The organism is Sphingomonas sp. (assembly GCF_048595155.1).
Lineage (GTDB): Bacteria > Pseudomonadota > Alphaproteobacteria > Sphingomonadales > Sphingomonadaceae > Sphingomonas_I.
The window spans coordinates 1-13,861 of the sequence record NZ_JBMDXN010000077.1 but is presented as its reverse complement, the minus strand read 5'-3'; the positions used below and the strand labels follow the sequence as shown (position 1 = coordinate 13,861).

General features: G+C 63.5%; 17 protein-coding genes. 10 read left to right on the top strand and 7 right to left on the bottom strand.

Annotated features, from left to right (window positions below):
• Positions 1 to 69 precede the first annotated feature (69 nt).
• Together dxs and ACOJSI_RS12630 are read left to right on the top strand one after the other, a co-directional pair.
• Positions 70 to 1,989, top strand: coding sequence for a 1-deoxy-D-xylulose-5-phosphate synthase (dxs, locus tag ACOJSI_RS12635; RefSeq protein ID WP_420138651.1), 1,920 nt, complete (start codon positions 70 to 72; stop codon positions 1,987 to 1,989).
• The gene (locus ACOJSI_RS12630) at positions 1,986 to 2,399 is read left to right on the top strand and encodes a DUF2141 domain-containing protein (protein WP_420138650.1); all 414 of its coding nucleotides are present in this window, start codon (positions 1,986 to 1,988) and stop codon (positions 2,397 to 2,399) included. The genes dxs and ACOJSI_RS12630 overlap by 4 nt, the downstream gene beginning before the upstream one ends.
• Positions 2,400 to 2,413: 14 nt before the next feature.
• Here ACOJSI_RS12630 and ACOJSI_RS12625 read toward each other — a convergent pair whose 3' ends face one another.
• Entirely contained in the window at positions 2,414 to 2,821 is a 408-nt protein-coding gene (locus ACOJSI_RS12625; protein WP_420138649.1) for a hypothetical protein, read from the bottom strand.
• Positions 2,822 to 2,964: 143 nt separating this feature from the next.
• On the opposite strand from ACOJSI_RS12625, the gene ACOJSI_RS12620 reads away from it, so the two are divergent.
• From ACOJSI_RS12620 to ACOJSI_RS12605, 4 genes are all read left to right on the top strand, one after another.
• Positions 2,965 to 3,972, top strand: coding sequence for an EAL domain-containing protein (locus tag ACOJSI_RS12620; protein ID WP_420138648.1), 1,008 nt, complete (start codon positions 2,965 to 2,967; stop codon positions 3,970 to 3,972).
• 134 nt (positions 3,973 to 4,106) lie between these two features.
• Positions 4,107 to 4,337 (top strand): hypothetical protein, encoded by a 231-nt coding sequence (locus tag ACOJSI_RS12615; RefSeq protein ID WP_420138647.1) that lies wholly within the window; start codon positions 4,107 to 4,109, stop codon positions 4,335 to 4,337.
• A gap of 152 nt (positions 4,338 to 4,489) precedes the next feature.
• Positions 4,490 to 6,907 (top strand): ATP-binding protein, encoded by a 2,418-nt coding sequence (locus tag ACOJSI_RS12610; protein ID WP_420138646.1) that lies wholly within the window; start codon positions 4,490 to 4,492, stop codon positions 6,905 to 6,907.
• A gap of 18 nt (positions 6,908 to 6,925) precedes the next feature.
• Complete coding sequence (locus ACOJSI_RS12605) at positions 6,926 to 7,315, top strand: response regulator (protein WP_420138645.1); 390 nt, start codon at positions 6,926 to 6,928, stop codon at positions 7,313 to 7,315.
• Here ACOJSI_RS12605 and ACOJSI_RS12600 read toward each other — a convergent pair whose 3' ends face one another.
• From ACOJSI_RS12600 to ACOJSI_RS12590, 3 genes are read right to left on the bottom strand one after another with little or no spacing between them, the layout of a single operon-like run.
• A complete protein-coding gene (locus ACOJSI_RS12600; RefSeq protein ID WP_420138644.1) occupies positions 7,316 to 7,768 on the bottom strand; it encodes a nucleoside deaminase in 453 nt (150 codons plus the stop codon).
• Positions 7,769 to 7,794: 26 nt separating this feature from the next.
• The gene (locus ACOJSI_RS12595; protein WP_420138643.1) at positions 7,795 to 7,983 is read right to left on the bottom strand and encodes a YqaE/Pmp3 family membrane protein; all 189 of its coding nucleotides are present in this window, start codon (positions 7,981 to 7,983) and stop codon (positions 7,795 to 7,797) included.
• Position 7,984: 1 nt separating this feature from the next.
• Entirely contained in the window at positions 7,985 to 8,242 is a 258-nt protein-coding gene (locus tag ACOJSI_RS12590) for a hypothetical protein (RefSeq protein WP_420138642.1), read from the bottom strand.
• Positions 8,243 to 8,384: 142 nt separating this feature from the next.
• Here ACOJSI_RS12590 and rpmB point away from each other — a divergent pair, with 142 nt between their 5' ends.
• Both rpmB and ACOJSI_RS12580 read left to right on the top strand, forming a co-directional pair.
• Positions 8,385 to 8,672, top strand: coding sequence for a 50S ribosomal protein L28 (gene rpmB / locus ACOJSI_RS12585; RefSeq protein WP_116091154.1), 288 nt, complete (start codon positions 8,385 to 8,387; stop codon positions 8,670 to 8,672).
• A gap of 122 nt (positions 8,673 to 8,794) precedes the next feature.
• Positions 8,795 to 9,175 carry a hypothetical protein gene (locus tag ACOJSI_RS12580; RefSeq protein WP_420138641.1) on the top strand — a complete coding sequence of 127 codons (381 nt, stop codon included), beginning with the start codon at positions 8,795 to 8,797 and terminating at the stop codon, positions 9,173 to 9,175.
• A gap of 21 nt (positions 9,176 to 9,196) precedes the next feature.
• Here ACOJSI_RS12580 and cobT read toward each other — a convergent pair whose 3' ends face one another.
• From cobT to ACOJSI_RS12565, 3 genes are all read right to left on the bottom strand, one after another.
• Positions 9,197 to 11,023, bottom strand: coding sequence for a cobaltochelatase subunit CobT (gene cobT, locus ACOJSI_RS12575; RefSeq protein ID WP_420138640.1), 1,827 nt, complete (start codon positions 11,021 to 11,023; stop codon positions 9,197 to 9,199).
• On the bottom strand, positions 11,023 to 12,027 hold the full coding sequence (gene cobS, locus ACOJSI_RS12570; protein WP_420138639.1) for a cobaltochelatase subunit CobS: 1,005 nt from the start codon (positions 12,025 to 12,027) through the stop codon (positions 11,023 to 11,025). The genes cobT and cobS overlap by 1 nt, the downstream gene beginning before the upstream one ends.
• A gap of 74 nt (positions 12,028 to 12,101) precedes the next feature.
• On the bottom strand, positions 12,102 to 12,728 hold the full coding sequence (locus ACOJSI_RS12565) for a winged helix-turn-helix transcriptional regulator (protein ID WP_420138638.1): 627 nt from the start codon (positions 12,726 to 12,728) through the stop codon (positions 12,102 to 12,104).
• 134 nt (positions 12,729 to 12,862) lie between these two features.
• On the opposite strand from ACOJSI_RS12565, the gene ACOJSI_RS12560 reads away from it, so the two are divergent.
• Positions 12,863 to 13,528: a glutathione S-transferase family protein gene (locus ACOJSI_RS12560; RefSeq protein WP_420138637.1), complete on the top strand. Its 666-nt coding sequence runs from the start codon at positions 12,863 to 12,865 to the stop codon at positions 13,526 to 13,528.
• Positions 13,529 to 13,552: 24 nt separating this feature from the next.
• The coding region (locus tag ACOJSI_RS12555; protein ID WP_420138636.1) for a DUF1428 domain-containing protein at positions 13,553 to 13,861 on the top strand (309 nt) is incomplete at its 3' end.

Here is a 13,861-nt window from a genome sequence, read left to right as displayed (position 1 = left end):
CGAGGTCCGCGCTTCCACCCGGACCGATCTGGCCCTAGACAGGGTCCAGCCGGAGATTAGTTCATTCGTATGTCCCAACGTCCTTCTACGCCTCTGCTCGACACGATCGATGCGCCTGCCGACCTGCGGAAATTGAAGCCGGAGCAATTGACGCAGGTTGCCGAAGAATTGCGTTCGGAGATGATTTCCGCTGTTTCGGTGACGGGCGGTCATCTTGGTGCGGGACTGGGTGTCGTCGAGCTGACGACCGCCATTCACTATGTGTTCGATACGCCGAATGACATTCTCATCTGGGATGTCGGCCATCAGGCCTATCCCCACAAGATCCTCACCGGGCGGCGGGCGCGCATCCGGACGCTGCGCCAGGGTGGCGGCTTGTCCGGCTTCACCCGCCGGCAGGAAAGCGAATATGATCCATTTGGGGCGGCGCATAGCTCGACCTCCATTTCGGCGGCGCTCGGTTTCGCCATCGCGAACAAGCTTTCGGGCAGCGCGGGCAAGGCGATAGCGGTGATCGGCGACGGGGCGATGTCTGCCGGCATGGCCTATGAAGCGATGAACAATGCGGAGGCCGCCGGCAATCGCCTGGTCGTCATCCTCAACGACAATGACATGTCGATCGCACCGCCGGTCGGCGGCCTGTCGGCCTATCTGGCCTGGCTCGTTTCGTCGAAGCCGTTCCTCGGCTTGCGCGACATTGCCAAGCGCATCGCGCGGCGCCTGCCCCGTCCGCTCCACGATGCGGCCCGCAAAAGCGATGAATTCGCGCGCGGCATGGCGATGGGCGGCACGCTCTTCGAGCAGCTTGGTTTCTATTATGTGGGGCCGATCGACGGGCACAATCTGGATCATCTGATCCCTGTGCTGGAGAATGTCCGGGATGCGGGCGAAGGCCCTATCCTGGTTCATGTCGTCACGAAGAAGGGCAAAGGCTACGCTCCGGCGGAAGCCTCCGCCGACAAATATCATGGCGTGCAGAAGTTCGATGTCATTTCCGGCAAGCAGGACAAGGCGCCGGCCGGGCCGCCAGCCTATCAGAATGTCTTCGCCGACGCGCTGGTCGCCGAAGCGGCAGAGGATCCGCGGATCTGCGCCATCACCGCCGCGATGCCGAGCGGCACCGGCATCGACCGGTTCGCCAAGGCTTTTCCAGACCGCACGTTCGATGTCGGTATTGCCGAGCAGCATGCCGTCACCTTTGCCGCCGGACTGGCGGCGCAAGGGATGAAGCCATTCTGCGCGATCTATTCCACCTTTCTGCAGCGCGCCTATGACCAGGTGGTCCATGATGTCGCGATCCAGAATCTTCCGGTCCGCTTCGCAATGGATCGCGCGGGTCTGGTCGGTGCCGACGGCGCAACGCATGCCGGCTCCTTCGATCTGGCATATCTGTGCACCCTGCCGAACATGGTCGTGATGGCCGCGGCGGACGAAGCCGAGTTGACCAACATGGTGCACACCATGGCCGCCTATGACACGGGCCCGATCGCGGTGCGCTATCCGCGCGGCGGCGGCACGGGCGTGGCGATCCCGAACCCACCCGAGCTACTGCCGATCGGCAAGGGGCGCGTGGTGCGGGAAGGCAAGTCGGTCGCGATCCTATCCTTGGGTACCCGCCTGGAAGAGGCGATGAAGGCCGCCGATCGGCTGGAAGCGCAGGGCCTGTCTGCGACGGTGGCGGACCTGCGTTTTGCGAAACCCTTGGATGAAGCGCTGATCCGGCGGTTGCTGACGACCCACGAGGTCGCGGTGACCGTGGAAGAAGGGGCGGCCGGCGGCTTCGGGGCGCATGTCCTGACCCTTGCTGCGGACCAGGGTCTGACCGATGCAGGCCTCAAGATCCGGACGCTGCGCTTGCCGGATCGCTTCCAGGATCATGACAAGCCTGAGAAACAATATGCCGAAGCCGGCCTTGATGCCGATGGGATCGTCGTCGCAGTGCTGAGCGCCCTGCGTCACAACTCTGTGGGCGTGGGAGCGGCCGGATGAAGCCGTGGCCATTGCTTCTGTTGCTCACCGCCGCCGCCCCCGCCGAAGCCCCCATCGAAGTCACCGTTTCCGGCGTCCGTTCCGCCCAAGGGCTCGTGCGCGTCATGGTATGCCCGAAAGAGACGTTCCTGAAGGCGTGCCCCTGGTCGGCCTCCACGTCGGCAAAGGTCGGCCAGGTGACGGTGGTGGTGAATGGCGTGCCGCCGGGCAATTACGCGGTGCAGGCGTATCATGATGCCGATTCCAACAATAAGCTGGATCAGAATTGGATCGGTATTCCGCGTGAGGGGATCGGCTTCTCAAACGACGCGATGAGCCACCTTATGCGCCCCCGTTACTCTGTCGCCGCATTCGATCACGGGACGGCGCGCCAACATATCGCGGTGAAGATACGCTATTTCCTCGGCTGAGACGGGGCCGCCGTTCAACGCGCCTTTTTCGGCTTGGTGTAGGGGATGAAAGTGTCGAGGCCGACCGTTCCGCGGGGGATGCGTGAGTAGCGATCGAGCAGCCGGATCTGATCGAGGCGGCACAGCTGTGAGCCGTAGACGAACTGTACCGGGATGCCGTCTTCTCGCAGCAAATCGGGGTTGAGCGTGCGATTGACGTAGGTCTTGCCGCCAAGGCCGCGGTACACGATCGCCGTCCCGTCGATGATGTGCGACCCATCGATATTGGACAGCGAGACGCATCGCTCAGGCGTGCCCGCAACCAGTCCCTTCAGCTCTTTCGCCAACTCCGCAGCGCCCCGGTCACGCATGGATTGACGGGCAGCTGCGGGCGTCGCGGCGATGGCTAGCGAAGCGGCCAGCATCATGAGGATCGTGCGCATCGGGCAATCTCCTGTGCTTTTGCGCGCACCGCCGGCACGCGCCGTGCCGTAGATGGTCGGCTGCGCATTTTGTTCCGACCTTCGAGAATAATTTCGGGCCTGCCAATATTTGTGCTAATGGCGGTCGTTCGTCGCTGCGCTCTGTGCACGGCACGCATCGCCATGCGGCCGTACCGGTGCACGGCAGGGGGAAAGACGGTAGAGTGCAATCGGTCCTAACCTTGCTGTTGCCGATCGCACTGGGCGTGATCGCCGCTGTGGCGAGCACGGCCGCCTTCATATTGTGGCGTACCCGCGGGGACGCACCGTCCCGTCCGGTTGACTCCGAGCAAGGGCCCACGAGCCTCGCGGAGGATCTCACCCACGCCGTAGCCCGCAACGAGCTTTTCCTGGTCCACCAGCCCAAGATGCGCGCCCGCTCCGGCGAGATGGTAGCGGTGGAGACGCTGGTGCGCTGGCGCCACCCCACGCGCGGGCTGATCGGGCCGAACGACTTCATCGCCCTGGCTGAGCAGACCGGCGAGATGCGCCGCATCACCGAATGGGTGATACGACAGACCATCGTGGAGCAGGCGAGCCTTGCCGCATGCGCCCATGCGATGACGTTCAATGTGAATATCTCGGCGCGTGTCTTGCCGGATCGGGATTTCGCCGAATGGGCGCTTGCCACCGTGGCGGGCGCGTCCGGGCCGATCGGGTTCGAGATCACTGAAACGGCGATGATCGGCGATCCGGAAGGGGCGTTGCGCAATCTACATTTGTTTGCGGATGCCGGCATCAAGATCGCCATCGACGATTATGGGGCGGGCCTTTCGAGCCTGGCCTATCTGAAGCAGCTGCCGGCGCATGAGCTGAAGATCGACCGGATGTTTATCAGCGGCCTCTCAAGCAGCCACCGCGACCCGCTGTTGGTGCGATCGACGATCGACCTCGCGCATGCCCTGGACATGGAGGTAACGGCAGAGGGAGTCGATTCGCCCGCGGCACTGGCATTGTTGAAGGTTATGGGCTGCGACGTCGTTCAGGGTTTCTTAATCGCGATGCCTATGACATTAGGAGAGTTGCGGTCGTTCCTTGATGCGCGAGTGGATCGTGCACCGGAACCTTCCTTGGGATTCAATTGGTTAGCTCGAAGCGGCAAAACAGGATGAACTAACAATTCAAATGTAGCGACTCGAGTCGCGGAAACCTTTGATAACGCATTAATATTGCTTGAGAAGATGAGCGCCATTTGGTACTCATCTTCTGAAGGCGAGGCGCTTTGCCCTCGCGACAAGGAGGCGTTATGTCCAAGGCGACCAAGATTCTCGGCTTCACCACTGTCGCGGCCCTTGCTGTCGGCTTCGCTGCCCCAGCCTTTGCTTACGAGACGATCCGTCCCGTCAACCCGAGCTACGAGCAGATCCGTCCGGTGAACCCGGGTTACGAGCAGATCCGCCCGGTTAAGCCGGCCTACGAGCAGATCCGCCCGGTGAACCCCGGCTACGAGCAGATCCGTCCCGTTAATCCCGCCTGAATGGTGCAAGTTGATTGTCCTGGGCCGGGTCCGTCCGCTGGCCTGACGCGGTGAAGGGTGGTTCGTCAATGCGTCGCTTCTTCGCGTAACGTTGCCATTACCCTATCCGGCGCGTTAAGTCGTTGCGTCGGAACGAGGGCTTGGCGCGTGCAATGGCGATGAATTTGCGGAGCAGCGCGCTCCTTCTCGTCCTCGCGCTGCCGGGATGGGCTTATGCAGCGCCGGCGTCTCGCTTCGAAGAGCGCGCAGATGCGATTCGCACTAAGATTGCGGCAGATCCGTCTCGTAGCCTGGCGGAAGCAGAGGCCTTAAGGGCTTCGCCGCGTCGGCAGAAAGGCGCGAGCCGTCGCGAGAACGCGAAAGCGGATTGGCTTCGTGCTGAGGCCCTGATTGCGCTTAACAGACCTGCGGCGGCGCTCCCCGTCATCGCTGCTGCCATTGCCGAGCTGGGCGATGGTGAAAGTGATCCGGCGCTCAGAGCGGAGTTGATCCTAGCCAGAAGCGGAGCCTCAGCCGCGTTAGGGCGTGTGCAGGATGCTCTGCGTGATAGTCAGCTTGCTTATGCTCTTTTCACGCGGGCGAAGGATCCTCGAGGCCAGGCAAAAGCGCTCCACTTCATTGGATTTCTATATTCCGACGGGGGGGATTACCGCACCGCGCTGCGATATTTCGATCAAGCGCTTGAAGCCTATTCGCAGGATCCCGACCTCCTGTTGTCGGTCCAGAATAATCGTGCAGTCGCCTTTTCGCAGCTCGGAAACTTCGACCAGGCAGTGGCTGCCTATCAGGCTGCGCTGGTTTACGTTCGCGATCCTGCCACCCGCTCTTTGGTCTTGCGCAATCTCGCCCGAGCTCAGGCCGATGCCGGTCACATCGCAGCTGCACGCGTAAGCCTCTCGCAAGCCATACGCCTCGCGCAGATGTCTCCGGCCACCCGCAACAGCCCGGCGCTGCTCGGCGTGGGCGCGGTTGTGGCGTTGCGCGAGCGCAATCTCGACCGAGCAGAGACGCTGATTGAGCAGGCTTTGGCTGCGGGTGATGAGAAGGATCTCGAGACGCAACGCGATCTGCAGCGCACCGCTTACCAAATTTATCGCGCGCGCGGGAATGACGCGGCGGCGCTCACCCATCTTGAAGCATTCCGCCGATTGGACGACGAGCAGCGGGCGCTTGCCGCGTCGTCCAGCGCCGCGCTGCTCAATGCGCGGTTCAACTTCGCCAATCAGGAAGTGAAGATCGCCCGGCTCGACCGGGAGAAAACCGAATCCGCGACGCGCTTTCGCAATTTCCTGACGCGCGCGATGCTGGGCGCCGCGGCGCTGATCTCGACGCTGCTGCTGATTGGTTTCCTTTCGATCCGGCGCAGCCGCAACCAGGTGCGTGCCGCGAACGAGACGCTGGTGATCACCAACAAGGCGCTGGAAAAGGCGCTGGCGGCGAAGACGGAATTCCTCGCCACGACCAGCCATGAGATACGCACCCCGCTGAACGGCATCCTCGGCATGACGCAGGTCATCCTGGCCGGGCGCGCGCTCGATCCAACCCTGCGCGGCCGGATCGAGCTGCTGCACGGCGCCGGCGAGACGATGAAGGCGCTGGTCGACGATATCCTCGATGTCGCGAAGATGGAGACGGGCGAACTGCGGATCCAGCCGGGCGAGATGGATCTGAAGCGCCTGCTGCAGGACGCGGTGCAGGTCTGGACGGGGCAGGCCGAGACCAAGCGGATCGGCATCGAATTCGATCTGGATCAATGCCCTGGCAAAATCATCGCCGACGAAGTCCGCTTGCGGCAGATCATCTTCAACCTGATGTCCAACGCCATCAAATTTACGGATCGGGGCCAGGTGCGGCTGGCAGCCTATGCCGATCCCGATGACGGCGATGAAGGCCGCGAACGCCTGGTCATCCGCGTTGCCGACAGCGGTATCGGTATTCCGTCCGAACGGATGGAGGATATCTTCGAATCGTTTCGCCAGGTCGATGGCGGTGTGACCCGTCGCCATGGCGGCACCGGATTGGGCCTTGCCATCTGCAGGAGCCTGGCGCGCGCGATGGGCGGCGATGTGTCGGTGCAGAGCACCTTGGGGGCCGGATCGACCTTCACGCTGACGCTGCCGCTCGAACGCGGCGCAATCGAAGTGGCGCGCGCGGATCGTGCCGCCGCCGTCAGCTTGGCCACTGCGGAGATATTGATGATCGAGCCCAATCCGCTCGGTCAGGGCATCATGCGCGCCTTGCTGGGCAGCGAATGTGCCGGCCTGCATTTTGCGGCGGATGTCGACGAGGCGATGCAGGCGATCGCGGGCGGCGCCTATGATGGCGTGATCGCCGAAGGCACCGCGCTGGGGCTCGATCCGGAAGGAGCAGGGCAATTGGCGGCGGCCTGCGCTAAGGTCGGCGCGCGTTTCACCCTGCTGGTGCGCGAGCCAGACGCGGGAATGCTGGATGCTTTGAAGGCGCATGGCGTGGATCACGTCATCGCCAAACCGATCAGCGCGCCTGATCTTCTCTCGGAAATGAATAGAGTCTATGGCCACCCCATCGGCAGTCGGGACATCGCGGCGTGATCGACTGGGAGGCGTAAGATGAACATCTTGTTCGTCGAGGACGACGCGATGAACCGCCGCGTGGTTCGGGACATGTTGATGGTCGCAGGGGCGTCGATGGACGAGGCACCCGATGCAGAGACCGGCCTCGCGATGATCGACGCGAACGAGTACGATATCGTGCTGATGGATCTGCGCATGCCGGGAATGGATGGCTTGACCGCCATTCGTCACATCAGGGCGCGCCCGGACGGCAAGGCGAATGTGCCGGTGATCGTCGTGACCGCGGACACCGCGCTCGACATCTGCCGGGATTGTATCGATCAGGGCGCCGACGAGGTGATCCTGAAGCCTGTCGCCATGAACAAGCTGTTCGATGCGATCGGGCGGCTGATTGCGCGCGGCAACAGCAAGATGATGCTCAACTGATCAGCGGCGCGCCGCGAAGAACGCCCGCAACTGCTGCGCCGCTTCGTCGCCGCCAATACCGGGGTACAGCTCGGGACGGTGATGGCATGTCGGCTGCGCGAAGAACCGTGGCCCGTGCATGACGGCGCCGCCCTTTGCGTCATCGGCGCCATAATAAAGCCGGGCAATTCGTGCATGTGCGATCGCGCCCGCACACATTGCACAGGGTTCCAGCGTCACCCACAGGTCGCACCGATCCAGCCGGGGCCGTCCCAACTGTTCGGCTGCGCGGCGAATCGCCACGATCTCCGCATGTGCGGTGGGGTCGTTACCCATCACCATCATGTTGGCGGACGTCGCAACCACCGCACCGTCCAAGGTGATGACGGCGCCCACGGGCACTTCGCCGGCCGCGCCCGCTTCCGCGGCAAGGTCCAGCGCGATGCGCATGGGGGGTGGGAGGGGCAGGCGCATCGACCCGCCTATACCGCGCACCTCACTCAGGCACGAGCCAGCAGCTCGGGGCGCAAGATCACCGCAAGGGCAAACAGGATGCCCGGCACCCAGAACAGGACTGTCAGAACAGTCCCGATCCAGAATGCCGGGCTGCTACCACGCGCCAGATAAATGCCGAGCGGCGGCAGCAGGATCGCTGCGATCAACGCTGCCGGGCTGGCATTCGCAGGCATGTTAGTTGGCCTTTTTCACGTCCACAGTCGGTACTTCCACCGTCTTCTTGGTCGTCTCGACCTTGGGGACGTCGACCGTCGTATTCTTGGTGCCCACATCAATGCTGCCGACATCCGCGGACACGGCCGGCGCTTGTCCCCCTTGAACGCTGACCTTGGGCAGCGTGCCCGGGGTGCCGCGCAGGTTGACGAAGCCTGTCGCCACCGCAATGATGCCGATCACGACAACGATAGCCAATATAGTTACGATCGCTCGCATCGGATCCTCCTGTTCATTGTGAGCGGCTAACGTGCATTAACCCACTCGGTTGCATGCGATCGGCACCAGCCTTCTTGACGACTTGGCCTGTTGTCGTTATCCGGCCGCTCTTTCCAGACCATAGATTTCGGGATTTCAGCGCATGTCGCGTATTTGCGAGCTGACCGGCAAGGGCCGGCAGGTGGGCCACAATGTGAGCCACGCCAACAACAAGACCAAGCGGACCTTTCTGCCGAACCTGCAGAACGTGACCTTGATCTCAGACAAGCTCGGCAAGGGCGTGAAGCTGCGCGTGTCGACCCATGGTCTGCGTTCGGTCGAGCATGTCGGCGGCCTCGACAATTGGCTGCTCAAGGCCAAGGGCGAGACGCTGTCGCTGCGCGCACGTCGCTTGAAGCGTGAGATCGAGAAGGCCTCGGTCGCGGCCTGAACCCGGGGCGGCGGCTGCGGAAGGTTAACCGCGGCTAACACCGGCATTCAGTATCGCCTCAGCGCGACTGCTCCATAACCTCGTCTCGGCGGATGTATCGCCATGGGTACGAGGATGTGGCGATGTTTCCAGAGACCATCAGACGGATAGCCGTCGCGATCGTCGCGGCGGCTACAGTCATACCTGCAGTTACCTACTCGCAACACCGCGCGGCCTACATCCAATCCGCGCATGTCGTGCGCCCTATGGGCGGTCCTGCCGACGTCCACCCGCGCTTGCCGAACCGGCGCGACAATGATGCGGCGACGCGCCGTCCCCTCTATCGCGAAGCGTCCGATGGGCAGCGCTGCACCCATAGTTCGGGTGGTACGCTGCTGGGTGCGATCGCCGGCGGCCTGTTGGGAAATGCCGCCGTCGGCCATCGCGGCAACAACAGCGCCGGTATCTGGGCTGGCGAGGGCGGTCGCGCCCCAGTCAGTGAGGATGGCGATCGCGACTGTTAATCGACGAATCGGCCGATTCGATCAGGCGGCGTCGAACAGGCCCGCAAGCTGCTCCACCATCGTCCCGCCCAACTGCTCGGCATCCATGATCGTGACGGCGCGCGCATAATAGCGCGTCACGTCATGACCGATGCCGATCGCGACCAGTTCCACCGGGGATTTGGTTTCGATCCAGGCGATTACCTGGCGCAGATGTTTTTCAAGATAGGATCCGCTGTTCACCGATAAGGTCGAATCGTCGACCGGCGCACCGTCCGAGATCACCATAAGGATGCGCCGTTCTTCCGACCGGCCGATCAGGCGGCCGTGCGCCCACAGCAGCGCCTCGCCGTCGATATTCTCCTTCAGCAGCCCTTCGCGCATCATCAGGCCAAGGCTTTTGCGCGACCGGCGATAGGGTTCGTCGGCGCGCTTGTAGACGATATGGCGCAGGTCGTTCAGCCGCCCCGGCGTGGGCGGGCGCCCCGCCTGCAGCCAGGCTTCCCGGGCTTGGCCGCCCTTCCAGGCGCGGGTGGTGAAGCCAAGAATCTCCACCTTCACGCCGCATCGCTCCAGCGTCCGTGCCATGATGTCGGCCGAAATCGCCGCGATCGAAATCGGTCGGCCGCGCATGGATCCGGAATTGTCGATCAGCAGCGTGACGACCGTGTCGCGGAAATCGGTATCGCGTTCGATCTTGTAGGAGAGCGAATGGGTTGGGCTGACGACGACCCGCGCCAGCCGCGCGGCGTCGAGCAACCCTTCTTCCTGATCGAATTCCCAGGATCGGCTTTGCTGGGCCATCAGCCGCCGCTGCAGCCGGTTGGCCAGCTTCGTAACCGCGCCCTGCAGGTGCACCAATTGCTGATCCAAATAGGCGCGGAGCCGGGTCAGCTCCTCCTCATCGCACAGCTCGCCCGCCGTCACGACCTCATCGAAGCGGGTGGTATACGCTTTATATTCCAGGAAGCCGGGCGTGTCCGTGGTGGGGCGGTTGGGACGCACCGGTTGCATGCCTTCGTCGCCCTGGTCGCCTTCCTGACCGTCGCCTTCGAACTCGCCCTCTTCCGATTCGCGGGTTTCACTCTGATCGTCGCCTTCCGACGTCTCCGAACGCACATCCATCTGGCCATCGCTTTGGCCACCGGACTGGTCGTCTTCCCCGTCCTCGGTCGTCTCGCTTTCTTCGGGCTGCTCGCCCTCTTCGTTGCTCGATTCCTCCGGCTCAGTCGCCTCGGCCTGCGCTTCGACCAGTTCCAGATCTTCCAGCAAGCGCGTCGCCAATCGCGCGAAGGCGCTCTGATCGTCCAAGGTCAGGCTGAGCGCGTCGAGATCGGCCGCGGCGCGTTCCTCGATCCAGTCGCGCACCAAGGCGAGCCCGCCTTCGGCGATCGCCGGCGGTTTTTGCCCGGTCAGCCGCTCGCGCACCAACAGCGCCAGCGCAGAGGCCAGCGGCACTTCGGCGCGATTGCGTGCGCGCGTCAGCGGGTCGGACCGCAGACGCATCTCCAGAGCATAAGCCAGATTTGCGCGAACGCCCTCCATCGCGCGGGCGCCAAGCGCTTCGACGCGCGCCTGCTCGACGGCATCGAACACCAGCCGCGCCGTTGCGTCCACCGGCGCGCCGCGTGCATGCAGCTTGGCGTCATGATGCCGTTCGCGCAGGGCAAAACTGTCGGCGAAGCCGCGGGCTTCGGCCACCTGTTCGCGCGGCAGGTTGCGCCCCGGCATCGGCACACGCAACTGCTTGAGCGACGCCGAAGGTGCCTCGGTCGTGAAACTGAGTTCGAGTTCGGGCTCATGCGACATGGCGCGCGCCGTGCCCGCCAAAACCGCACGCAGCCCGTCCAGAGGCGATTGTTCGGCCATCAGGCCTTTCCGACGATGCTTTCGGGCAGATCCTTGCCGAACACGCGCTGATAATATTCAGCCACCAGCGGCCGTTCCGCCTCGTCGCATTTGTTGAGGAAGGACAAGCGGAACGCGAAGCCGATATCGCCCAGGATCAGCGTATTCTGTGCCCAGGATATCACCGTACGCGGGCTCATCACGGTCGAGATATCGCCCGCCATGAAGCCCTGGCGGGTGAGGTCGGCGACCTTGACCATATTCTCGACCGTCTTCTTGCCGTCCGGCTTGTCATATTCGCCCGATTTGGCGAGCACGATCTGCGCCTCGATCGCGGCCGGCAGATAGTTGAGCGTGACGACGATGTTCCAGCGATCCATCTGCCCCTGATTGATCTGCTGGGTGCCGTGATACAGGCCGGTCGTATCGCCGAGGCCGACGGTATTCGAGGTGGCGAATAGGCGGAAATAGGGGTTCGGCCGGATCACGCGATTCTGATCGAGCAGGGTCAGCTTGCCCTCGGTCTCCAGCACGCGCTGGATCACGAACATGACGTCGGGGCGGCCCGCATCATATTCGTCGAACACCAGGGCCGACGGGGTCTGCAGCGCCCATGGCAGCAGGCCTTCGCGGAATTCGGTGACCTGCTGGCCATCGCGCAGCACGATCGCGTCGCGACCGACCAGATCGATGCGGCTGATATGCGCGTCCAGGTTGATGCGGATCATCGGCCAGTTGAGCCGGGCAGCGACCTGTTCGATGTGCGACGACTTGCCGGTGCCGTGATAGCCCTGGATCATCACGCGGCGATTGAAGGAGAAGCCGGCACAGATGGCGAGAGTCGTGTCGGGATCGAACACATAGGCCGGGTCCAGATCGGGCACGCGCTCGTCCGCTTCCGAGAAGGCCGGCACTTCCATGTCGGAGTCGATCCCGAACAGGTCGCGCACCTTCTTCATCTGATCGGGCGCATCCATCACCGTATCGGAACGGCTGTCTGGCTGGATATTGGACAAGTCGGCCATGGCAAATCTCGGTCTTGCAGCGATGGAGGAGTCGGGATGGCGGTAAAGCCTCCCCGGCCTGCCCGCAACGCCGATCAGCCTACCTTTGGAGGCAATGGGAACAAGGTGACGAAGCGTTCCGCCAACGAGCGGTCACCTTCAACCTGCACCAAGCCGGCCTGTTCCAGGCGCTGCAGGGGCTCCCCTGCATAGACCGCGGCGGCGATATTGCGCGCCTCCGGGCTTCGCATCGTGAAATCCGGCCGGTCGGGTTCCGCGCGGGCAACCTCCAACCGACCGTCGTGCAGCCGTGTCGAAAAGGGATCGGGCCCGATCTCGAAACCGACCCTGGCTTCCATGCCGGCGGCGCGGGCGGGGTCGATCATCGTTCGGAACGACATCATCAGCGATGCGCCGCTGAGCGGCAGCCGTGGATCATGCAAGGGGGATCGGACCGCCCAGCGACCGAGGGCGGCCAGCGCATCCTCACTCTCATAGCCCCAGGGCGTGAGCTCATAAACCTGGGCGGAGGCCGGGGGCGGCAGGCGCCGCCGCAGGAGGATGCCGTTCGCCTCCAGACTTTCCAGCCGCTGGGTCAGCACATTGGCGCTGATCGCTGGTAAACCGCGCCGCAACTCACTGAAGCGGCGGGGACCGAACATCAGCTCGCGCAGGATCAGGGGCACCCAGCGTTCCCCCACCAGCTCGAGTGCGAACGCCATTCCGCAGGCGTCGTCATACAAGCGGCCGGGCACGACAATTTTACTAGTTACTTTTTCTAACTCCATAGTTGTTTTTTCTAACTCAGTGGCGCATCAATCTCAAGCGAACCGATTCGCTGCGGAAGGAACAGACTATGTCGGAGCCGCTTCCTGTAATCACCGCGTTTCGCTGGGTCCCTGATTTCGTAAAAGGTCATGTGCGCGACGTGCGCGTACGCTGGGCGCTTGAAGAGGTCGGCCAACCCTATCAGGTCCGGCTGGTGGATGGCGTCAGCGTCAAGGCGGCGGAGCATCGCTGCCTGCAGCCGTTCGGCCAGGTGCCGACCTATGAGCAGGACGGCTTCACCCTGTTCGAATCCGGGGCGATCCTGCTGCACATCGCGCGTACCCGCAGCGGCCTGCTCCCTGCGGATCCGGCTAAGGCCGCCGCGGCGGAGCAATGGGTGTTCGCCGCGATGACCTCGGTCGAGCCGGCGATCATGGATCTGGGCCTGGTCAACGTCTTCGAAGCCGACCAGCCCTGGGCGGAGGCCCGCCGGCCGCTGAGCGTAAAGCGCGTGCGCGGCCGGCTTGAGGATCTTTCCAAGCGACTGGGCGACAAGCCCTATCTGGAAGGGGAGTTCACCGCGGGTGACCTGATGATGGCGTGCGTGCTTCACGGCCTGGACGGGACCGGGCTCCTCGCCGACTATCCCAATCTCGACGCCTATGTCGCACGCTGCCGGTCGCGCCCGGCCTTCCGGCGCGCGCTCGCGGCGCATCTTGCGGACTTCGACCAGACGCCGCCGCTCGCCGCCTGAACACGATAAAAGAGGAGAGGAATAATGGCTTATATCGACGGCTTCGTCGCGCCTGTTTTCGGTGGCAAACGCGATGCGTACAGGGCGACCGCGACTGCTGCCGCCCCCATCTTCCTGCAGCATGGTGCGCTGCAGGTCGTCGAGAGCCTGAGCGACGATGTGCCGCATGGCAAAGTCACCGACTTCTATCGCGCGGTCGCCGCCGAGGAAGACGAGACGATCGCTTTCTCCTGGATTGTGTGGCCGTCGAAGGATGCGCGCAACGCCGGCATGGGCAAGGTGATGGAGGACCCGCGGATGCAATCCTTGGGCGAAATGCCGTTCGACATGCGC

What these genes read in the sequence shown, in the direction of transcription:
- dxs (WP_420138651.1), top strand. Translation starts at nt 70, where the DNA reads ATGTCCCAACGTCCTTCTACGCCTCTGCTCGACACGATCGATGCGCCT.
- ACOJSI_RS12630 (WP_420138650.1), top strand. Translation starts at nt 1,986, where the DNA reads ATGAAGCCGTGGCCATTGCTTCTGTTGCTCACCGCCGCCGCCCCCGCC.
- ACOJSI_RS12625 (WP_420138649.1), bottom strand. Translation starts at nt 2,821, where the DNA reads ATGCGCACGATCCTCATGATGCTGGCCGCTTCGCTAGCCATCGCCGCG.
- ACOJSI_RS12615 (WP_420138647.1), top strand. Translation starts at nt 4,107, where the DNA reads ATGTCCAAGGCGACCAAGATTCTCGGCTTCACCACTGTCGCGGCCCTT.
- ACOJSI_RS12610 (WP_420138646.1), top strand. Translation starts at nt 4,490, where the DNA reads ATGGCGATGAATTTGCGGAGCAGCGCGCTCCTTCTCGTCCTCGCGCTG.
- ACOJSI_RS12605 (WP_420138645.1), top strand. Translation starts at nt 6,926, where the DNA reads ATGAACATCTTGTTCGTCGAGGACGACGCGATGAACCGCCGCGTGGTT.
- ACOJSI_RS12600 (WP_420138644.1), bottom strand. Translation starts at nt 7,768, where the DNA reads ATGCGCCTGCCCCTCCCACCCCCCATGCGCATCGCGCTGGACCTTGCC.
- ACOJSI_RS12595 (WP_420138643.1), bottom strand. Translation starts at nt 7,983, where the DNA reads ATGCCTGCGAATGCCAGCCCGGCAGCGTTGATCGCAGCGATCCTGCTG.
- ACOJSI_RS12590 (WP_420138642.1), bottom strand. Translation starts at nt 8,242, where the DNA reads ATGCGAGCGATCGTAACTATATTGGCTATCGTTGTCGTGATCGGCATC.
- rpmB (WP_116091154.1), top strand. Translation starts at nt 8,385, where the DNA reads ATGTCGCGTATTTGCGAGCTGACCGGCAAGGGCCGGCAGGTGGGCCAC.
- ACOJSI_RS12580 (WP_420138641.1), top strand. Translation starts at nt 8,795, where the DNA reads ATGTTTCCAGAGACCATCAGACGGATAGCCGTCGCGATCGTCGCGGCG.
- cobT (WP_420138640.1), bottom strand. Translation starts at nt 11,023, where the DNA reads ATGGCCGAACAATCGCCTCTGGACGGGCTGCGTGCGGTTTTGGCGGGC.
- cobS (WP_420138639.1), bottom strand. Translation starts at nt 12,027, where the DNA reads ATGGCCGACTTGTCCAATATCCAGCCAGACAGCCGTTCCGATACGGTG.
- ACOJSI_RS12565 (WP_420138638.1), bottom strand. Translation starts at nt 12,728, where the DNA reads ATGGCGTTCGCACTCGAGCTGGTGGGGGAACGCTGGGTGCCCCTGATC.
- ACOJSI_RS12560 (WP_420138637.1), top strand. Translation starts at nt 12,863, where the DNA reads ATGTCGGAGCCGCTTCCTGTAATCACCGCGTTTCGCTGGGTCCCTGAT.